General features: G+C 67.3%; 18 protein-coding genes and 1 pseudogene. 7 read left to right on the forward strand and 12 right to left on the reverse strand.

The features are described from left to right. Nucleotides 1–1,544: Xaa-Pro aminopeptidase (locus RWX45_RS02430; protein ID WP_316022197.1), on the forward strand; the 1,544-nt coding region annotated here is incomplete at its 5' end. Between the two features lie 122 nt (nt 1,545–1,666). Further along, nucleotides 1,667–2,596: a cation diffusion facilitator family transporter gene (locus RWX45_RS02435; RefSeq protein ID WP_316022198.1), complete on the forward strand. Its 930-nt coding sequence runs from the start codon at nt 1,667–1,669 to the stop codon at nt 2,594–2,596. A 27-nt stretch (nt 2,597–2,623) separates the two neighbouring features. Here RWX45_RS02435 and RWX45_RS02440 read toward each other — a convergent pair whose 3' ends face one another. Together RWX45_RS02440 and RWX45_RS02445 are read right to left on the reverse strand one after the other, a co-directional pair. Beyond that, complete coding sequence (locus tag RWX45_RS02440) at nt 2,624–3,505, reverse strand: sugar phosphate isomerase/epimerase (protein ID WP_316022199.1); 882 nt, start codon at nt 3,503–3,505, stop codon at nt 2,624–2,626. A gap of 41 nt (nt 3,506–3,546) precedes the next feature. Continuing rightward, the gene (locus RWX45_RS02445; protein ID WP_316022200.1) at nt 3,547–4,407 is read right to left on the reverse strand and encodes a general stress protein; all 861 of its coding nucleotides are present in this window, start codon (nt 4,405–4,407) and stop codon (nt 3,547–3,549) included. Between the two features lie 101 nt (nt 4,408–4,508). Between RWX45_RS02445 and RWX45_RS02450 the strand changes: the two genes are divergently transcribed. The 4 genes from RWX45_RS02450 to RWX45_RS02465 all read left to right on the forward strand — a co-directional run bounded on the left by RWX45_RS02450 (nt 4,509) and on the right by RWX45_RS02465 (nt 9,663). Next, nucleotides 4,509–5,801 (forward strand): magnesium transporter MgtE N-terminal domain-containing protein, encoded by a 1,293-nt coding sequence (locus RWX45_RS02450; RefSeq protein ID WP_316022201.1) that lies wholly within the window; start codon nt 4,509–4,511, stop codon nt 5,799–5,801. Further along, nucleotides 5,794–6,366 carry a DUF1003 domain-containing protein gene (locus RWX45_RS02455; protein WP_316022202.1) on the forward strand — a complete coding sequence of 191 codons (573 nt, stop codon included), beginning with the start codon at nt 5,794–5,796 and terminating at the stop codon, nt 6,364–6,366. Before RWX45_RS02450 ends, RWX45_RS02455 begins: the two co-directional genes overlap by 8 nt. A 105-nt stretch (nt 6,367–6,471) precedes the next feature. Next, a complete protein-coding gene (locus tag RWX45_RS02460) occupies nt 6,472–7,626 on the forward strand; it encodes an Mrp/NBP35 family ATP-binding protein (RefSeq protein WP_316022203.1) in 1,155 nt (384 codons plus the stop codon). A 1,029-nt stretch (nt 7,627–8,655) separates the two neighbouring features. Next, nucleotides 8,656–9,663 (forward strand): aldo/keto reductase, encoded by a 1,008-nt coding sequence (locus RWX45_RS02465; protein WP_316022204.1) that lies wholly within the window; start codon nt 8,656–8,658, stop codon nt 9,661–9,663. A 192-nt stretch (nt 9,664–9,855) separates the two neighbouring features. On the opposite strand, the gene RWX45_RS02470 is transcribed toward RWX45_RS02465, so the two are convergent. Next, nucleotides 9,856–10,839 carry an alpha/beta hydrolase gene (locus RWX45_RS02470; protein ID WP_316022205.1) on the reverse strand — a complete coding sequence of 328 codons (984 nt, stop codon included), beginning with the start codon at nt 10,837–10,839 and terminating at the stop codon, nt 9,856–9,858. Nucleotides 10,840–11,252: 413 nt separating this feature from the next. Here RWX45_RS02470 and RWX45_RS02475 point away from each other — a divergent pair, with 413 nt between their 5' ends. Continuing rightward, the gene (locus tag RWX45_RS02475; RefSeq protein ID WP_316022206.1) at nt 11,253–12,212 is read left to right on the forward strand and encodes a LysR family transcriptional regulator; all 960 of its coding nucleotides are present in this window, start codon (nt 11,253–11,255) and stop codon (nt 12,210–12,212) included. Nucleotides 12,213–12,459: 247 nt separating this feature from the next. On the opposite strand, the gene RWX45_RS02480 is transcribed toward RWX45_RS02475, so the two are convergent. The 9 genes and pseudogenes from RWX45_RS02480 to RWX45_RS02515 all read right to left on the reverse strand — a co-directional run bounded on the left by RWX45_RS02480 (nt 12,460) and on the right by RWX45_RS02515 (nt 19,648). Continuing rightward, a complete protein-coding gene (locus RWX45_RS02480; protein WP_316022207.1) occupies nt 12,460–13,953 on the reverse strand; it encodes an ATP-binding cassette domain-containing protein in 1,494 nt (497 codons plus the stop codon). A gap of 387 nt (nt 13,954–14,340) precedes the next feature. Next, the gene (locus RWX45_RS02485) at nt 14,341–15,357 is read right to left on the reverse strand and encodes an aldo/keto reductase (RefSeq protein WP_316022208.1); all 1,017 of its coding nucleotides are present in this window, start codon (nt 15,355–15,357) and stop codon (nt 14,341–14,343) included. A gap of 229 nt (nt 15,358–15,586) precedes the next feature. Further along, entirely contained in the window at nt 15,587–16,039 is a 453-nt protein-coding gene (locus RWX45_RS02490) for a zinc ribbon domain-containing protein (protein ID WP_316022209.1), read from the reverse strand. A 177-nt stretch (nt 16,040–16,216) separates the two neighbouring features. Then, nucleotides 16,217–16,723: a GNAT family N-acetyltransferase gene (locus RWX45_RS02495; protein WP_316022210.1), complete on the reverse strand. Its 507-nt coding sequence runs from the start codon at nt 16,721–16,723 to the stop codon at nt 16,217–16,219. A gap of 274 nt (nt 16,724–16,997) precedes the next feature. Next, nucleotides 16,998–17,981, reverse strand: a complete 984-nt coding sequence (gene guaA, locus RWX45_RS02500) for a glutamine-hydrolyzing GMP synthase (RefSeq protein ID WP_316022211.1) — start codon at nt 17,979–17,981, stop codon at nt 16,998–17,000. A gap of 452 nt (nt 17,982–18,433) precedes the next feature. Continuing rightward, nucleotides 18,434–18,772 (reverse strand): DUF4143 domain-containing protein, encoded by a 339-nt coding sequence (locus RWX45_RS02505; RefSeq protein WP_316022212.1) that lies wholly within the window; start codon nt 18,770–18,772, stop codon nt 18,434–18,436. Between the two features lie 52 nt (nt 18,773–18,824). Next, a pseudogene (locus RWX45_RS13450) lies at nt 18,825–18,944 on the reverse strand (hypothetical protein); the annotation flags it as partial. A gap of 36 nt (nt 18,945–18,980) precedes the next feature. After that, on the reverse strand, nt 18,981–19,442 hold the full coding sequence (locus RWX45_RS02510) for an ATP-binding protein (protein ID WP_316022214.1): 462 nt from the start codon (nt 19,440–19,442) through the stop codon (nt 18,981–18,983). Then, nucleotides 19,343–19,648: an AAA family ATPase gene (locus tag RWX45_RS02515; RefSeq protein WP_316022213.1), complete on the reverse strand. Its 306-nt coding sequence runs from the start codon at nt 19,646–19,648 to the stop codon at nt 19,343–19,345. Before RWX45_RS02515 ends, RWX45_RS02510 begins: the two co-directional genes overlap by 100 nt. Between the last annotated feature and the right edge of the window lie 603 nt (nt 19,649–20,251).

The raw sequence follows: 20,251 nt of genomic DNA on the forward strand, positions 1-20,251 counted from the left end.
AGTCCACCTCGGCCCCCCAGTCCCTCGCCCAGCGAGGCGACAACCGCTCTCACCGCCCCACTAACCAGGCCTTCCGCGACTTCATCGGCTCCGGTTGGGGCCCGCGTCCGGACCAGCTGCCGGACCGAAGCGACGCCGCCCCGTGGGCCGCCGCCAGACGCGAGCAGCTCGGGGCCCACTTCCCCGGGGAGCGGCTCGTCATCCCTGCCGGGCCACTGGTCACCCGCAACAACGACTGCGACTACCGCTTCCGCCCCCACTCCGCCTTCGCCCACCTGGCGGGTACGGGCACCGACTTCGAACCCGACGCCGTCCTCGTGCTCGAACCACTGACCGCACCTGGTCAGGACGCCGGCGACACCCCCACCCACGAGGCGGTGCTCTACTTCCGTCCCCGCGCCTCGCGCACAAGCGAGGAGTTCTACGCCGACACCCGCTATGGCGAGCTGTGGGTCGGGCAGCGTCCCTCAATCGACGAGGTTGAAGCCGCCACCGGAATCCGCTGCGCCCACATCGACTCCCTGCCCGACGCGCTGGCCAAGGACGCCGGCCCCGACGCCGTGCAGCTGCGGGTGGTGGCGGCCGCCGACGCGGCGGTGACTGCGCTGGTGGACCGCGTGCGCACGGCCGCCGGGCTGGCCGCGGGTGAGGACGCCGCGCAGGCGGACGATGCCCTGGCCGAGGCCACGAGCGAACTGCGCCTGACCAAGGACCCGTGGGAAGTCGAGCAATTACAGGAGGCGGTCGACGCCACCAAGGCCGGCTTCGAGGACCTCATCCGCTCCCTGCCGCGGGCCACCGGGCACCGCCGCGGTGAGCGCGTGCTGGAGGGCGCCTTCGGGGCCAAGGCCCGCGAGGAGGGCAACGGGCTCGGCTACGAGACTATTGCGGCCGCCGGCAACCACGCCAACACGCTGCACTGGATCAACAACGATGGCGCCGTGCACCCCGGCGAGCTGGTCCTGGTGGACGCCGGTGTGGAAGTCGACTCCCTGTACACCGCCGACGTCACCCGCACGATCCCGGTGGATGGCCGCTTCACCGCCCCGCAGCGCCGCGTCTACCAGGCGGTTCTCGATGCCGCCGACGCCGCCTTCGCCCGCGCCAACGAGTCCGGCTGTCGTTTCCGCGACGTGCATGCAGCCGCCATGGAGGTGATCGCCGCCCGCCTGGAGGAGTGGGGGATGCTGCCCGACGGCGTGAGCGCGGCGGACTCGCTCGGCCCCGACGGCCAGTTCCACCGCCGCTGGATGGTCCACGGCACCAGCCACCACCTGGGGCTCGACGTGCACGACTGTGCGCAGGCGCGCCGGGAGATGAGCATGGAGGCGGTGCTGCAGCCCGGCATGGTCTTCACCATCGAACCGGGCCTGTACTTCCGCGCCGACGACCTGCTGGTTCCCGAGGAGCTGCGCGGGATCGGCGTGCGCATTGAGGACGACGTCGTCGTGCGCGAGGACGGCAGCGTGGAGCGTCTGACCCGGGATATCCCCCGCACCGTGGAAGAGGTCGAGTCCTGGGTCACCGGCCTGCTACAGGACTGACGACGCGGCGGGCGGCCCGCCTCATTTGCTGACGACCCTTGAGCTCGCACCGGCGCGGATCGTTATCATCGGGGCGTGCCGTCATTCCAAGAATCCTCAGCACCGTCGACCGGGGAACGCGCGTGACGTCGCGTCAGCCGCATGCGCACGAGCACACCCACGGGGCGGGCGCCTCACGCGGGCGCCTCGCGGTGGCGGCGTGCCTGACCGCGGGCGTGCTCGTGGCCGAGCTCGTCACCGCCCACCTCACCGGTTCGCTCGCCCTACTGGCCGACGCCGGCCACATGCTCACCGACGTCGTCGGCCTGGTCATGGCGCTCGTGGCGGCACACCTGTCCACCCGGCCCGCCACCGACCGCTCCACCTGGGGGCTGCGGCGCGCGGAGATCCTCGGCGCCGCGCTGCAGGCGGGCCTACTGGGGATTGTCGGCATCATCGTCGGCGTGCGGGCCGTGGTCACCCTGGTCAGTGGCGGCGACGTCGAGGCGCACGGCATGCTCCTCATGGGCGTGATCGGCCTCATCGCGAATATCGTCGGGCTGGTCATCCTGTCCGGCGGGCGCAAGCAGAACCTCAACACCCGGGCCGCCTTCCTGGAGGTGGCCAATGACGCGCTGGGAAGCGTGGGGGTGATCGTGGCGGCCGCCGTGGTGGCCGCCACCGGCTGGACCCGTGCCGATGCCGTCGCCTCCCTCGTCATCGTCGCTCTCATCGCACCCCGGGCCTTCGCCCTGCTGCGCACGGCCGTCGGCGTGCTCATGGAGCGGACCCCCGCCGAACTCGACCTGGCGGAGGTGCGCACCCACCTGCTCGCCGTCGAGCATGTGGAGGAGGTGCACGACCTGCACGCCTGGACGGTCGCCTCCGGCCTGCCGGCGCTCACCGCCCATGTCGTCGTCGCCGACGCGTGCCTGGCGCAGGGACGCACCGGCGAGGTACTCGACGCGCTGCAGGACTGCGTCGCCGAGCACTTCCCGGTGCATATTGAGCATGCGACCTTCCAGCTGGAGCCGGCGGCCCACCGCGCTCATGAGCACGCCGCCTGCGCCTAGCCTCGACCAAGCCGCGGTCGGGAACAGTCAGCTGTCGCTGCGATAGCGCCTGCGGGTCGGGACGGGCACGTGTACCGCGGCCGTGTTCCCCTCCCCCTCCAGGTGCTCACGGGCGAAGGCGAGCGCACTGGTCAGGCCCTCACGCCGTTGGTCGGGGCTCATGGTGCGGGTGTTGACCTCGACGACAACCTGTCCGCCGGCCTGCGCGAAGCCGGTGTCCACCAGGTGGCGGAGCACCCCGGCGCAGTCCTGGTCGCCCTGCCCGGGCAGGAGGTGGTCGTCGCGGAATCCGGGTACACCATCGGTGAGGTGGACATGGCGCAAGGTTGGCCCCAAGGCGCGCGCCATGGCCAGCGCATCCGAGCCGGAGGTGGCCGCGTGGGAGATGTCGAGGGTGACCGAGCGGTAGCCCTGGCCCACCGGGTCCCAGGTCGGGAAGTAAGCCTGGAAGTCCCGGGTGGAGTGGGCATCGCGCGGGCGCCAGGTGAACATGTTCTCCACGCACAGCCGCACTCCCGTCGCGGCCTCCCGCTGCGCCACGCCGACGACGAAGGAACGCGCGTAGCGGGTCTGCCAGAAGAAGGGCGGGTGCAGGACCACATTCGGCGCCCCGACGGCGCGCGCCAGTTCAATGGAGCGGTCGATCTTCCCCCAGGGGTCGGCGCCGAATACGGCGCGAGTGAGTAGCAGCGTGGGGGCATGGACGGCCAGGACGGGAACGGCGTAGCGCTTGGCCAGGGCCGTCAGCGCTACGGGGTCCTGGGTCGTCTTCTCACCCCACACCATGACCTCGACGCCGTCGTAACCGAGCTCGGCCGCCAGGGCGAAAGTGTCCTCCGCCTCGCCGGGATACACCGACGAGGTGGACAGACCGACCGGGATGCCGACGTCGGGCGTCGTGGGCTGCATGACCGGGGCCCCGTCAGGTGGCGGGCGCCCCGGTGCGATCGCTAGGCGTGCGAGGTGTCGTCCGGGCGGCGGAGGTAGGGATCGTCATCGGATACATCCTGCCCCGAGACCTGGCCTCCTGTCTGCGCTTCCGCGTGCGGACCTGCGTCCGGAGTGGTGTCGGGCGCCGTCGGCGTCTCCGAGCGGGCGGAGACCTGCGCGTCGCCGGACTCCGGCGCGGCCGCCGGCTCGGCGGGCTGCTGGGAGTAGGTGGAGACGTCAACCCCCTCGGGCAGACGCACGCCGAAACGCGGCTGCTCGTCCGCACCCGAACCGAAGGCGCTCGGCGCCCCACCACGGGCCTGCTGTCGGGCCGCCCGGCGCTCCTCAGCGCGGCGAGCAGCCTCGCCGCCACGGGTGAGGTTGCCGGGAATGTCCGCCAGGGCCCGCGCCGCCTCGGCAGCCAGCTGCGAGGCGATGACGGAGTAGCGCGAGGCGACCACTTGGCTGACCGAGGTGAAATCGCGTTTGCCGCGGGTCACCGCATAGGCGGCCACCTGGAAGACGATGCCCCAGATGAGTCCCATGAGAACCGCCGCGATCATCATCGTGCCGGTTCCCGTGCTGGGGCCGAGCAGCAGCATCATGGCGGCGAAGAAGATGCCGATCCACAGTCCCGAGCCGGCACCGTTGGCCACCGCCCGCCCCCAGCTCATGCGCCCGGTGATGTGCTCCACCTGACGCAGATCCGTGCCGATAATGGCCAGGTACTGGACCGGGAACCCGCTGTCGCTCAAAGAGTCGACCGCATGCTGCGCCTCGGCGTAGGTGCTGAAGGAGGCAACCTCGTCGCCGCGCGGAATGAGTCCGCCGCGCGGCGCGGCCAGCGGCGGGGTCTGCGTGGAGAACTGGCTCGTGCTCATGCGCTCATCGTCCCACGCCCGGCGGAAGGAAGCGTGACTTCACCGAACGGCGAAACCCGGAAGCAAAACCGCAACGTTGCACACGCGGATAGGCTTTCTTCGTGGACAACACCAAGACGCGCAGCACCTTGAGGGTCTTCATCGCCCGACTCGTGGGCACGACCGTCTTCGACCCCATTGGCGACGCCGTCGGCAGGGTTCACGACGTCGTCGTCCTCATCCGCATGCGGGGCCAGCCGCGTGCCGTCGGCCTGGTCATCGAGGTAGCGGGGCGACGGCGCGTCTTCCTGCCGCTGTCGCGGGTGACCGCCATTGAGCCGGGCGCCGTCATCACCACCGGGCTGGTCAATATCCGCCGCTTCGAACAGCGACAGGTGGAAACGCTCGTCGTCGGCGAGCTCCTCGACCGCGTCGTCACCATGCGGGACGGCTCGGGCCAGGTAACCATCCGCGACGTCGCGATCGAGCGTGACCGCAGCATGGATTGGAAGGTGACCCGCCTGTTCGTGCAGCGGGGCCCCTCCGGCCCGCTGGGGCTGCGCCGCGGGGAAACCCTCAACGTCCGTCCCGACGAGGTCACCGGGCTGGCCGGGTCCGCGGAGCAGCAGAGCGCCAGCGCACTGCTTGCGACCATGGAAGGGCTCAAGCCCGCCGACCTGGCCGACGTGCTGTCCGACCTGCCGCTGTCCCGCCAGCTGGAGGTCGCCGCCGAACTGTCCGATGAGCGCTTGGCCGACGTTGCCGAGGAGCTGTCCGAGGATGAGGCCGTGGCGCTGCTGTCGGGCCTGGACGCTGCCCGTGCCGCCGACGTCCTGGACGCCATGCAGCCCGACGACGCCGCCGACCTGGTGTCCGCCCTGCCCGATTCCATGGCCGCCCAGCTGCTTGACCTCATGGAGCCGGAGGAGGCCGAGGATGTGCGCCGGCTTATGACCTACGACGAGTACACGGCCGGTGGCCTCATGACGACCGAGCCCATCATCATGCCGCCGGAGGCGACGGTGGCGACCTTCCTGGCGCAGGCCCGCAAGGCCGAGGTGCCGCCGGCGCTGGCCGCCGTCGCCTTCGTCTGCCGCCCGCCGCTGGAGTCGCCGACGGGACGTTTCCTGGGCATGGTGCATCTGCAGCGGGCGTTGCGAGAACGGCCGCAGCAGTTGCTCGGCTCCATCCTGGACAAGGATCTGGACGAGGTTCACGCCAACGACTCCATTGGAACCGTCACGCGCCTGCTGGCCACCTATAACCTCACCGCCCTGCCCGTGCTCGACGATGCGGGCCGTCTGCTCGGCGCCGTCTCCGTTGACGACGTCCTGGACCATCTCATGCCGGACGATTGGCGCGAGGCCGACGATGCGGTCACCGACGAGATGATTGAGAGGAGCGCCAATGCCTGAGCAGCTCGACCAGCCGGTATCGAAGAACCGTTCCCGGTGGATGCGTTGGACGCATCCGTCCCGCACCCATTCGGACACCTCCGGGCGGGTGGCCGAGGCCATCGCCCGCTTCTCGGGGACCCCGACGTTCCTCATCTGGCTGACCATCTTCGTGGCCGTGTGGATGATGTGGAACTCCTGGGGGCCGGAGAACCTGCGCTTCGACCGTGCGAGTCTGGGCTTCACCGCCCTGACCCTCATGCTGTCGCTGCAGGCCTCCTACTCCGCCCCGCTCATCCTGCTGGCACAGAACCGGCAGGATGACCGCGACCGCGTCACCGCCGAGCAAGATCGGCAACGCGCCGAGCGCAACTTGCAGGACACCGAGTACCTCACCCGGGAGATCGCCTCCCTGCGCCTGGCGATGAACGACGTCGCCACCCGTGACTTCGTGCGCTCCGAGCTGCGCAGCGTGCTGGAGGAACTGCTCGAGGAGGAGCGTCGCACCCGCGAGGAGCTCCACGAGGATCTCACCGAGGATGATGACAGCCAGACACCTCCCGACGCGGACCCAGACGCGGCGTAATGCCGGCCTGTCTGGTTGTCCCCTCCCGGTTGGACCGTCGTCGGCGTGCTCCTCACCACCATAGCGGCCTGCGGCACAGCGCCCCGCTGGCCATAGGATTGCAGCATGAGCCTCCCCACTGAAGACGCCGTCCGCGAGGCGCTGGCACGGGTCATCGACCCCGAGTTGCGCCGTCCGATCACCGACCTCGGCATGGTCGATTCCATTGAGATCGCCGCCGACGGCGTCGTCACCGTCGGGGTGCTGTTGACGGTGGCAGGCTGTCCGCTGCGGGACACGATCAACGCTGATGCGCGCAAGGAGGTCGGCGCCGTCGACGGCGTGACCGACGTGCACGTCAACATGGGAGTGATGACCGACGAGCAGCGGGCCGAGTTGCGCACGCGACTGCGCGGCGGCACCGCCGAACCGGTCATCCCCTTCACCCAGCCCGGCAACCTCACCCGCATCTACGCGGTTACCTCCGGCAAGGGCGGGGTTGGTAAGTCCTCTGTCACCGCCAACCTCGCCGCCGCCATGGCGTCCCAGGGGCTGAGCGTCGGTGTGGTCGACGCCGACATCTATGGCTTCTCCATCCCCCGCATGCTGGGCGTGGACCAGGTGCCCACGCAGCTTGACGGCATGATCATCCCGCCCCTCGCACACGGAGTGAAGGTCATCTCCATCGGCATGTTCGTGGAGGACAAGCAGCCGGTCGTCTGGCGCGGTCCCATGCTGCACCGGGCCGTCCAGCAGTTCCTCTCCGACGTGTTCTGGGGGGACCTGGATGTGCTGCTGCTCGACCTTCCGCCGGGGACGGGCGACGTCACCATCTCGGTGGCGCAGCTGCTGCCGGGCGCGGAGATCCTCGTGGTCACCACCCCGCAGACCGCGGCGGCCGAGGTGGCCGAGCGCACGGGCCTCATTGCGACACAGACTCACCAGAAGGTCGCCGGCGTCATTGAGAACATGTCCTACCTGCCGCAGCCCGATGGCTCCCGCCTGGAGATCTTCGGCAGCGGTGGGGGCCAGGCGGTCTGCGAGACGCTGACGACGGCGCTCGGCTACGAGGTGCCGCTGCTGGCGCAGCTGCCGTTGGACATCAAGCTGCGTGAGGGCTCCGATGCTGGGCGGCCCACCACCATTGCCGCCAACGGCGCTCCCGTTGCCGACTCCCCCGCGGCAGTCGAACTGGCCGCGGTGGCGCAGAAACTGGGTCACCGCGCACGCGGCCTGTCCGGCAAGTCCCTCGGGATCAGCCCGGTCACCGCCGCCAACTGACTGGCGCCAACTGACTCCCGGTCGTCACAGCCCCGCCCCTTCACCGAAACCGGCACTAATAACGTGCCGAAACCGGCACTTGTAACGTGCCGAAACCGGTCGAAGTTGCTGAGGGCGGGCTAAGTCTTGAGAAGCCGCTCAGGTTTCCTGGCGTGGGCCAAGGCTCTTGATGCGGTGTGGGGCTGGTGCTGTGGCGGTGGCCGTGACCGCTTGGCTGGGTGCAGCCTGGCCCCAGGGCGTTGACAGGCGGGGTGACGAGGTTTCGGGCGTGCCGGCGGTCGCGGCGCGGCTGGAGTTCCTGTTGTGGGCGGCCGGGTGGGGTGTTGGCGGCCGAGGTCGACGACGAGCCGGGTGCCACACACGAACCGGGCGCCGCACATGAGCTGCGCGCCACGAACATGACTTGACCATGCACACGACTTTGCGTCATGAACACGAGTTTTGGAGATATGCAGGTGTTGAGACAGTGCAGAACTCCAAAACTCGTGTCTTTGGGGAGAACCCGTGTTCGTGGCGTCAAGGGGACGGGCCCTGAGCGTGTCCGCGACGCCAGGGGAGGACCCCCTGAACGCGGGGATGGGACGAGCGCCCCCAGTGGCGAGAGGCACGAGCGTGAGCGGGACGCCTGAGAATGGACGGCAGGACTCCCATGCTCGAGGGAGACCCCCGAGCATGGGGATAGACCTCGTCGTGTGGCGGCTAACCGGTCAAGCCTCGCGCAAGCGCCAGCCTCACCACGAAACCCACCCGGCAGCAGGTTTCCTAGCCGTCCGCTGTCTCGACCGCCCTTCCCACGTCATTAGTGCCGGTTTCGGCACGTTACAAGTGCCGGTTTCGGCATGTTATTAGTGCCGGTTTCGGTGAAGGGGGCCGGGGCGTGGCTGACGCGCGCCTTGCTGGCCCGAGTTCACGCCGTCCCAAACCGCCGCCGCCCCGAGCCAGCCCCGGACCGGGGACGACTCGCCCTGCCGCTCTCGGATGCGGCCGTCTAAGCTTCTTGTACCCCTCGACTCAAGGAAGAGAACGCACATGAAGACGCGGCTGCTGGGCAGTATCGAAGTCTCCGAGATCGGCATGGGCTGCATGGGCTTCTCCCACGGCTACGGACAGATCCCGCCCAAGGCGGACAGTATCGCCGCCATCCGCGCCGGCTTCGACGCCGGCTGTACCTTCTTCGACACGGCCGAGGCCTACGGCCCGAGTCTCCTGCCGGAAAACCGGGGACACAACGAGCACCTCCTCGGCAAGGCCGTGGCCGACTTCCGCGACGACGTCGTGCTGGCCACCAAGCTGCATTTGCCCACCGAGGAGGCGCGCGCAGACGGCGTCGAAGCGACGCTGCGCCACCACCTGGTCTCCTCACTCCAGCGGCTGCACACCGACCGCGTCGAGTTGTACTACCTGCACCGGGTCAACCCGGACATCCCGGTTGAGGACGTAGCCGCGGGCATGGGCACGCTCATCTCCGAAGGGCTGATCCGCGGGTGGGGCCTGTCCCAAGTGCCGGTCAGCATCCTGGCCCGGGCACACGCGGTGACCCCGGTGTCCGCCGTGCAGAACATCTACTCGATGGTCGAGCGCGATGTGGAAAAGGAGGTCATCCCCTGGTGCCGGGAGCACGACGTCGGGCTGGTCGCCTTCTCCCCCATCGTCAGCGGCCTGCTGTCGGGACAGGTATCCACAGCGACGCAGTTTGAGAAGGTCGACGACGTGCGCAACGTCGTCCCACAGCTCTCGGCAGAGAACCGGGCCGCCAACCAGCCGTTGGTCGACCTGCTGGCGTCCGTCGCGGCCGCCAAGGGCGCCACCAGCGCGCAGGTGTCGCTGGCCTGGATGCTGCACAAATACCCCCATGTGGTGCCAATTCCGGGTTCGAAGCACCCAGGCCGCATCGTGGAGAACCTGGCCGCCAGCGAGGTGTCCTTCTCCGCGGAGGAGTTCGCGCAACTGGAGCCGGCACTGGATGCAATCAAGGTTCACGGCCACCGCGGCTTCGATGAATCCGACGGCCGCAGCTTCCTCAACCGAGACCAATGATCCGCATCATCTCAAGGAATAAGCCCGAATCATTGCGTGGTTTGGACCGTTTCCGTTGCGGCAGTTGGCCGGTAGGCGTCTGCCTGCGGGATTCAGTCCGAGCGGGCGGACCAGTTAGTCCCTGCATCGATCAACCGGCCGCGGACCCAAACGCGTGTTGGGGTCCGCGGCCGGAAAGTCAGCAGGGCAAGTTCAGCCCAGGTTGGCGCGCAGGAACTCCGTGATCCTCTCCCACGGGATGGCACCGTTCTCGCCGCCGTCGTACAGGTCGGTGTGGGAGGCGCCGGGGATGGACACGAACTCCTTGTTGTCGCCCTTGAGCTGGGCGAAAGCGTCCTTGCCGAAGTAGTAGGAGTGGGCCGCCTCGCCATGGACGATCATGACGGCATTCTCGATCTCGTCGATGTAGCTGAGGATGGGACCGTTGAGCAGCGACGACCCGCCGATGACGGTCCAGCCGTCGTTGGAGTTGAGCGAGCGGGGGTGGTAGCCGCGGGGCGTCTTGTAGTAGGCGTAGTAGTCCTTGACGAACTCCGGCGCGTCCTCGGGCAGCGGGTCCACCACGCCGCCGGCCATGGCGTAGGTGCCGGAGCGGTAATCGGCGGTGCGCTGCGCGGCCGTGGCAGCGCGGGTCTGGTTGCGGGCCTCGGCGGAGTCGGCCGCGTCGAAGTAGCCCTTGGCGGTAACCCGGCTCATGTCGTACATGGTGGAGGCGACGGTCGCCTTGATGCGCGGGTCGGCTGCCGCCGCGGCCAGCGCCATGCCGCCCCAGCCGCACACGCCGATGATGCCGATGCGTTCGGGATCGACGTCGTCGCGCACCGACAGGAAGTCGACGGCGGCCTGGAAGTCCTCAATGTTGATGTCGGGGGCGTTCATGTAGCGGGGTGTTCCGCCGGACTCGCCGGTGAAACTGGGGTCGAAGGCGATGGTGAGGAAACCGCGCTCAGCCATCGTCTGGGCGTACAGGCCGCTGGACTGCTCCTTGACGGCGCCGAAGGGCCCGCTCACGGCGAGCGCGGGCAACGGGCCCTGCGCGTCTTTGGGCTTATAGAGGTCGGCGGCCAGGGTGATGCCGAAGCGGTTGTGGAAGGTAACCTTCTCATGGTCCACGGCGTCGGACTGGGGGAAGACCTTGTCCCACTCCTGCGTCAGTTCGAGGTTCTCGGTGTTCATAGCCCGCTGCTCCGTTTCTGCGTATCCGCGTTCTGTGTAGCTGTGGCCGTCTGCGTCACCCCGGCACGGCGCCGGGGTCTCCACCACCCAAACTAACCACCTGGATGACATGACGCTAATGAGGTTTTGGCATGTCTGACATGCCGCCACGGCATAGCTGGCCCTTTGAGACGACGGTTCGTACGCTCGGCCGACGGTCCGTACGTTCCCGAGGACGCTTCGTACTTTCAGCCGACGGTTCGGCAGCCAGAGTGCCGGACCGTCAGGCGAAGTGCCGAAGCGTCAACCGAAATGCCGAACCGTCGAGCACACCACCGAATCGTCACGAGAGCTGCCGAAGAATGCGCCTCGCCGACTGTCCGACAACAGCCACCGCCCCTCACGCACCGGAGCCGCAAGGCTGGTTGCGCGACATGAGCCCATTGCCCACCACATCCCTTCGCGTGCAGGAGCCGCATATCTTGTTCGGCATGGAGATCCGCACCCTGCGCCACTTCCTCGCCGTCGCCCGCGAGGAGAACATGACGCGAGCCGCCGCACAGCTGCACGTCAGCCAGCCGACACTGTCCAAGCAGATTAAATCCCTGGAGCATGAGCTCGGCCACGCGCTCTTCACCCGACGCTCGTTCAGCATGGAGCTGACCGAGGCGGGGCGGCTACTGTGCGACCGCGCGGATGACCTCGTCCGCCTGGCCGACCGGATCACCCAGGACTTCCGCGCCCTCGACGAAGTCACCGGCGGCGACATCTACCTGGGTCTGGCCGAGTCTCATCAGGTCGGCATGCTTGCGCGCGAGATCAAGCGTCTGCGGCAGGAGTGCCCGGGGCTGCGCTACCACATCACCAGCGGGGACACCGAGCAGGTCACGGAGAAGCTGGACCGGGGCCTGCTCGACTTCGCCGCCCTCGTGGAGCGGCCCGACACCGACAAGTACGAGTTCCTGTCTCTGCCGACGACGGATACGTGGGGCGTGGTCATGCGCCGCGACTGCGAGTTGGCGGGCAAGGAGGCGGTCACTGTTGATGATCTGGTGGGCCTGCCGCTGTTCTGCTCCGAACAGTCATGGGCGCGCGACATACCGCGCTGGGCCGGTGTGCGCATGAGCGACCTTCGTCTTGAGGGAACCTTCCGTCTGGCTTACAACGGGTCGGTCTTCGCCCACGAGAACCTGGGCTATCTGCTCACCTTCGATCATCTGGTGGACACGAGTCCGGCCAGCGGCCTGGCCTTCCGGCCGCTGTCCCCCGCTCTGGAGTCGCGGATGTACCTCATTTGGCGCAAGCAACAGGTCTTCTCCCCCATCGCCCAGCGTTTTCTGGCGCAGGTGCGCACCTCGCTGGCCGACGACGCCGCACCCGACACCGCGCCGTAGCCCAGGCTCAAGGCCGCAGCGCCCTGAGCGGGAAAGTCACCATTCCGCCGTCGGAATCGAGCGAGGGCTCAATCTGCCACTCGTCAATGCTCCTGGGCGTACTGCCCGCCAGGAGGCGGGGAGCACTTCCAGAGCCGCGCGCAACTGCGGGAGCCTGCGTATCCTCCCCGCAACCAAGAGCAAAACCGCAATATCATGCGGTTCTTGCACACACGGCGAGGTCTTGAGTGTGCCGCACCCTGATTGCCTATCTCACGCTGAGCCGCATCCGGTTCGCGGACTCGCGCCGGATCGCCCAGGTGACCTCGGTGGTAGCCGTCACCAGCGCGGCGTCGTGCGACACCAGCAGCAGCGCCCCGGGGTAGCCCTGAAGCAGACGTTCCAACGCCTCGATGGAGCCGACGTCCAGATGGTTCGTGGGCTCATCCATGATGATGAGCTCCGGGTGGGTGAGGATTCCAAGCGCCAGCATGAGCTTGCGCAGTTCGCCGGGGCTGATGTCCCCTCCACCGCGCATGCTCTCCGGATCCGAGTTGAGCTGGGCAATGATGGCCAAGGCGTCTCCGCGTTGCCGGCTGTCCAGCGCGGCGAGCCGAGCCACGGCAGCAGCTTTCACCTCGGGACCCGGTTCCTGAGGGATGTAGAGGCTCGGAACGTCATCCGGCAACTGCGCGAGCAGACGGTTGACGAGAGTGGTTTTGCCACTCCCGTTGTCCCCCACCAGGGCGACGTGGTCGCGGTTGCCGAGGTACAGCTCCGGCGTGTACAGCGTGGCGGTATCACCGAGGGGCAGGACCATCGGCTCCGTGCGCATGAGCACCGGCCGCCGACTCGCCCGCGCATCCATCCATACGTCGGCGGCGTAGCGCTTGTCGATTTTCATCGCGTCGAGCTGTGCCTCGGCCCGCGCCAGCCTCGCCTCCATACGCGAGGAGAGCCTGCCGGTTTTGCCGTCTTGACCGGTGACGACGGCGAGACGCCGCTTGAACCGCGCGTCGTTGTCGTGCTTGGCGATATGGCGGCCGCTGCGTCGCGAGGCCGTGCGCGAAGCCTCTTCGCGGCGGCGCTGCGCCTCCTGGGCAATGCGCTTCTTCTCCCGCTTGGCCTGCTCGCGGCGGCGCACGGCGGTGTCCCGTTCCAGCAGGGACTGTGCGGAGCCCTGGGAGTATCCGCCCGGCCGCATGACGGCCGTGCCGCCGGAGAGGAACAGGCACTGTGCGCATAGCTCATCCAGCAGGACGCGGTCATGGGAGATGAGGATCCCGATGCCGGTGAAGCTCGCCAGGGCGGCGCGTATCGCCGCGCCGGCCGCAGCGTCCACGTGGTTGGTCGGCTCGTCCAGAACCAACACGTCCGGGTCGAGCCACAGCGCGCAGGCGACCTGGAGGCGCTTTTGCTGGCCGCTGGAGGCGGTGGAGTATCGCCATGCCCAGTCGTCCTCAATGCCCAGGTCGCGTCTGAGCCGGACCGCGATGGCGTCATAGGCGCAGGCGAAGTCCTCAAGTTCGGGCGGTGCCTGGCTCGCATCCTGTGGGCAGTAGTGGGCGGTCAGGCGCGGCGAGATGGTGCCGGAGTCGGGTTCCAGCAGTCGGCAGGCGAGGCGGGCGAGGGTGGTTTTTCCGCAGCCGTTGTCGCCGACGACGCCGGTCCAGCCGACCGGGAAGGTTGCCGTGACGTCCGTCAGTGCGGGGAACGCGGCATCGGGGTAGGTGTATCGGACGGCGGAAAGGGTCAACTGCATGCGTGCCTCCTGGAGTTCGGAGGCCGTGCGGCGGTACAGGGCTGTCTCGTCAGTGGCCCGCTAAGGCGGCACGGTGTGCACGTGCGCTGTCATCCGCGACAACGGTGAGCCGGCAGGGGGCTTAACGGTATGAAGGTCAGCGATGCTGTACCCGGGGCACGACCTCATGGATGGGGTCGGTGTGCCTATGGGGCATCGCTACTTCCTCATGGGTGGCACGCTACCGGCCCAGTGGGCGCTCGTCCAGTGCTCCCGCAGTCTTCGTGCCACCCGCCCGCCGCTTCAGGTAGGCACGCAGCCCCAGGAGCAGCGCGAGCGGCGCCCGGTCCGGCAGGTGGCGGTTCTCGCCTGCTCACCGCCGGATGCCGGGCGCCTGCGCCGCGGTGGTCACTTATTGACGGTTGTGGTCGATCCGGCGGCCGCCGCCTCGCCCGGGCGGGCGAGTGCGCCGACGACGGCGTGCGGCTGGTAGGGCTCCTCAAGGTAGGCGACCTCGTCGTCGGTCAGTTTCAGTTCCAGGGCGCGCACGGCGTCGTCGACCCGGCTGGGGCGGGAGCAGCCGACGATCGGCGCGGCCACGCCCCGGGCCCAGTGCCAGGCCAGGGCGACGTCGGCCATGGGCACCCCGTGGCGCTCGGCGATCTCGGCGACGCGCTCCACGATGGGCATGTCGATCTCGCGGTCGCGGTCGTACTTGGCGCGCATGGTTCCGTCGGTGGTCGAGCGCACCGAGTCCGAGTCCCAGGTGGGGCGGGTCAGGTGCCCGGAGGCGAGCGGGCTGTAGGGCGTGAGCGACATGCCGTACTGCTGGCACACCGGAATGAGGTCCCGCTCGTCCTCGCGGTAGAGCAGGTTGTAGTGGTTCTGCATACTCGCGAACCTGGTCCAGCCGCCCGCGTCGGCGGCAATCTGCAGGTTGTGCAGCTGGTAGCCGTACATGGCGCTGGCACCCAGGGCGCGGACCTTGCCCGCCTTGACCAGGGAGTCGAGGGCCTCCATGGTCTCCTCGATCGGGGTGTGGTAGTCGAAGCGGTGGATGATGTACAGGTCCAGGTAATCGGTGCCCAGCCGCTGGAGGGTGCCGTCGATCTCGCGCTCGATCGCCGCGCGGGACAGGCCCCCTTCGTTGAAGTAGACCTTGCTCGCCAGGACCACGTCCTCCCGCTTGACGCCGAGGTTCTTCAGGGAGACGCCGATGAATTCCTCGCTCGTGCCGTGAGCGTAGACGTTGGCGGTGTCGATGAAGTTGACCCCGAGTTCGAGTGCGCGGGCGATGACGGCCTGGGTGGCAGGCTGGTCGATGACCCACTGGTGGAAGTCGGGGAAAACCTTCCCGAAACTCATGCCGCCGATACACAGCCGCGGGATGGTGATGTCGGTGGTGCCGAGTGTCGTGTACTCCATTGCTCTCCTCCTGTGGGCCGCCGTCGGCCCGATTCGTCGCCCCGGCAGGGGCGGGGTGCAGTTTCAACACTCCCCCATGAGCCGCCGCCCGTACCAGGCCCCAGCAGAACCCCCTCCGCACGCTCAGTAAGCACCGACTTCCCCGTTCGGGAAGCGCCTGCAACCGCACATCGCGGCAACCGCCGCAACAAGCGGTCGCATGGAGCCGGGCGCACGCATGCGAGTGCAGCTACTGCCCCTTCCAACGGCGCAGCTGGGGCAGGACGGCGGACATGTAGGAGATGGCTTCATCCTCGGTGATGTGCACGCCCTCGGACATGTACGGAGCGCTGTGCTCGATTAAGTCCTCGAGCGTTTCCGGACCGACGAAAGCGCCATCCTCGTAGCACCAAGCACAGTAGTCCTCGGACCTGTCCCCATCGGCCTCGGTACCGTGCTGCTCCTCGTTCGGGATGGGCATGCCGCAGCTCTGACAGTGCGGGCCGGGCGGCGCCTCGAGGAGTCGCGTGACCGGCACGGCGAGCGCGGCCGCCAGCAGCTTGCACATATCAACACCCGGCGTCGTAGCGCCGGTCTCCCAGCGCGAGACCGCCTGCCGAGTCACCATGACCCGCTGTGCCAGTTCGTCCTGCGTCATCCCCCGCGACGTCCGAACCTCAGCGATGACATCCCCGATTGCCATGTCGTTCTCCTTTCCCGCGGCCGTCTGCGTGCCGCTATACAAGAACAGCACAGGCTGCCCGGCCGGTCGAGCAACAAACTGTTGCTCCTTCTCCGGGCCTCACAGCCACCGCCGCACGTGCCGGTCTCGATGCCTCACATGCCGGTCTCGGTGGAGCGCGGCGGGGAGTCGAGTCCTCTAGGACGGGCGCAGTTCGCACACCATGAGCCATTCGGTGTCATCGCTTCCATCCCCGACGATGCGGAAGCCCAGCCGCTTATACAGGTGCAGGGCCGGATTGCCCTTAGCGACGCCGAGCGACGCCCGCGCGTAACCGGCTTCCCGCAGCTCCTCCAGCATGCGGCGCAGCATTCGGGTGCCGATCCCCTGTCCCCGGAACTCCCGGTACAGGGAGACGGCGAATGCCGGAGTCGCGTCGTCGATATGGCCGTAGCAGTCGGTCGTGCGCACCCAGCAGGCGCCGACCACTCTGCCGCCCGTCTCCGCCACGAGCGCTCTGTCATCGGGCAGGGTCCCGAACCCCTCGAAGTGGGCGCGGCACTTCGGATCGTCGTCAATGATGCTGCGCGGAGGTCGGGTGGTGACCCCCTCCGGCACGTAGATGGCCTCGTACAGGAAATCCTCCAGCAGGTGCGCCTCGTCCTCGCGCAGCGGGCGAATGACCGCAGCGGCGTCTTCATGCATCTTCGTCACCTTCACCGGTACGCCTTTCATCATTAAGCGTTTGACGCGTCATCCAGCGTAGAGGATGCGGGGACTCGCGCCGGGCTCGGTGTCAAAATCCCTGACAAACGGCGCGGGCCGCCGTCGGCGCCGTGTTAGCACCCGCATGATTCCAACGTTATGTTCACAGCCCTCGACGTCGATGGACCCGTTTATCAGGGATTTTGACATCTCGGCCCAACTCGTCGGGATGCGGGACGACGGCGAGCGCACCCACAGGTGCGTAGGCCAGAGACTACTCCCACTCGATGGTGCCCACGGGCTTGGGGGTGAGGTCGTAGGCCACGCGGCACACGCCGGGGACCTCCGCCAGAATGCGGGAGGTCATCCGCTTCATGAGCGGCCAGTCCAGCTCGGGCACCTCCGCGGTCATCGCGTCGACCGTATTGACGCAGCGGATGATGACGGGCCAGTCGAAGGCGCGCTTACCGTCGCGCACGCCCGTGGCGCGCATGTCCGGCACCACGCAGAAGTACTGCCAGATGTCCACTCCGGCGGCCTCGATCTCCTCGCGGACGACGGCGTCGGCCTCGCGCAGCGCCTCCAGCCGGTCGCGGGTAATGGCGCCCAGGCAGCGCACCCCGAGTCCCGGGCCGGGGAAGGGCTGGCGCTCCACCATGGACTCCGGCAGGCCGAGCTGTTTGCCGACGACGCGCACCTCGTCCTTGTACAGCAGCTTGACGGGCTCGACCAGCTCGAAGTCCATGTCCTCTGGCAGGCCGCCCACATTGTGGTGCGCCTTGACGCCCTCGGCGGACTCGAGGATGTCGGGGTAGATGGTGCCCTGCCCCAGGAAGCCAACGCCCTCAAGCTTCGCTGCCTCCTCGGCGAAGACGTTGATGAACTCGGCCCCGATGAGCTTGCGCTTGGCCTCGGGCTCGGCCACGCCCGCCAGCAGGTTCAGGAACCGGTCGGCGGCGTCGACGTAGACGAGGTTGGCGTCCAGCCCGTCCCGGAATACCTCGATCACCTGCTCGGACTCGCCCTTGCGCATCAGGCCGTGGTTGACGTGGACGCTGATCAGCTGCTTGCCGATCGCCTTGATGAGCAGGGCGGCGACGACGGAGGAGTCGACGCCGCCGGACAGGGCCAGCAACACCTTGCCGTCACCCACCTGCGTGCGCACGGCCTCGACGGCCTCGGCGATGAAGGCGTCCGCCAGCTCGGGGGTGGTGATGCGCTCCATGTCGGTGGGGCGCTGATTGGAGGTGAAGTCCACTGCGGTCTCCTTCGTCGTCGCGTACGCGGGTTCGCTCCCGACTCTACTGCCATCCCCGAGACGGCACGGAAGAAGCCGCCCCCTCCCGATGAGTCGATGCCCAAGATGTCAAAATCGATGACAAACGCGTCCAGGGGGCGTTGGCGACAGCGAACAAAACGTTGGAATCATGCGGGCGCCAGGCCGACTCTCGCCGGCATCGGGAGGGTTTGTCATCGATATTGACACTTCCGCCCCACGCGCTGGCGGCGGCCGGCACTCCGGCAGTCGTCAGCACTCACTCCCACTCTATGACTGTGGGCGTGGATGGGGTGAGCTATCGTGCGCTGGGATGTGCCTACGCCAACTTCATGTGCCAGCGAGCACGACGTTTTGCCTCCGCTGGTACTCATATGGTACTCACGAAGTGTGGCCATTCTTGTCTTCTCGGGTGGCTTGCAAGTATTGTGCGTTCAGACTGCCCAGACGGGCACCGCCTGCACGTCGCGAGAGATGAGGTACGGCTCCTCCGCTTGACAGACAACACGCCCGAAGCCCACCTCATATCCCGAGAAACCCTCGAGCAATGAGAAGCTCCTCGTGGCGTCAGCGCCTATCAGAATGCCAGTCTTTACCTCCACGGGATGCAGGATGCGACCTTCTTGGATCACAAGGTCGATTTCCCTCTTCCTCTGGTCGCGATAGAACCAAACATCGCGCAGATTCGCCCCCGCATTCATGTAGCTCTTCAGGACCTCCGAGACAACGAATGTCTCGAAGATGTGCCCTGCGGCCGCCCCGCTGCGAAGCACTTCGGGGGGTGGTCCAGCGCGTGAGGTAGCAGACGAGGCCCGTGCCCATGAAGAAGATCTTCGGGGTCTTGGTGAGGCGTTTGTCAACACTGGACCAGAACGGCTGGACGATGCGAACAATGCCCGACGCCTGGAGCACAGACAGCCAGGCCTTCGCGGTCTTGTGGTCGATCTCCGCAACTCCCGCGACGTCCGAGGCGTTGAAGAGCTACCCGGAGCGCGCCGCGCAGGCGACCATGAAGTTGTAGAACTTCATCTCGTCACGGACGTTGATGAGATCGCGGACGTCCCGTTCGAGATACGCACTGACATAACCCGACCAGAAGGTGTCCCAGTCCTGTGACTCGTCTTGGAGTTCCGGCATGGACCCACGATGAATGTGCGTCCAGAGGTCAAAGCCATCGGGAGGCATCGGAGCACCCGCCCTCTCGAGCCTCGATGGGACGTAGGCCCCCATGCCAGCGGTCCCGATGAGCTCCCTCAACGAAAGTCCCGCCATCTCGAGAATCCTAATCCTGCCGCCAAGAGACTCGCTCACGCCCTTCATGAGGTGATAGGTCTGCGAGCCCGTCAGTACCACCTGGCCTCGCCTGTCCGACTGATCGACGATGTACTTGACGGTGCTGAACAGCTCTGGAACGCGCTGTACCTCGTCGATAATGAGCGGCAGGCTGTGATTGTCAAAGAAGAGGAGGGCATCTCCCTCGCTGCGACATAGTCCTTCGGGTTCTCTAGCGACACGTAGTCGAACGATGAACTGAGATGCTGCCTGAGAACGGTGGTCTTCCCCACCTGACGGGCCCCTGTGACAAGGACGACCTTGCCCTGGGCCAGCATGCTGTCAATCGTACCCTCGATCTCTCGCGGTATGTACATGGCGCCACCTCCTACGCATGACGGCAGTATCTCATGATGAACAGATGGTGTCAAATTTGGGAATTATGTTCCCAAATATCACTCCCACTCAATAGTTGCCACATTTCCGAGCGGTACTCCCTCGTCCATCTCGTATCAGCCCGTGCTGCCACGTCCGACGAAACCGTACATTTCCGCGCCTTTGGGTGGTAGCCAGTTGGTAGCCAGAAAGTGGCTACCACCCTGGTAGCCAGTGATGGGGAGTAAATGCTCCCGGTATGGGGAGTAAACGCTCTGACCTGCGGAAACGTGATTCGATTGCATGCAACTGACTACATGCCTCGAATCGCAGGCAGCGGGGCAGGGCACATCGCGATCGAAGAGTGACAAATCCCGACCGAAGAATGACGCCCCTGACCAGCGGAAACGCGAAACAATTCCGCACAACTGAGTGCACGTTGAAATGTTTCGAAACGAAGCGGGCAGAGGACAAAGAATACGCGCCCGTCGACTTTTCGCAATACGATTGACTGTTTATCCTAGGCCTCCTCCACCGTGAAGCGCACCTCCTCGGGAAGCGCGCGCACCGCGTCGAGGTGCTCCTCGTCGATGTGGGCGATGACC

The sequence above is a fragment of the Actinomyces sp. MRS3W genome, from assembly GCF_032465695.1.
In the GTDB taxonomy this organism is placed as follows: Bacteria; Actinomycetota; Actinomycetes; order Actinomycetales; family Actinomycetaceae; genus Actinomyces.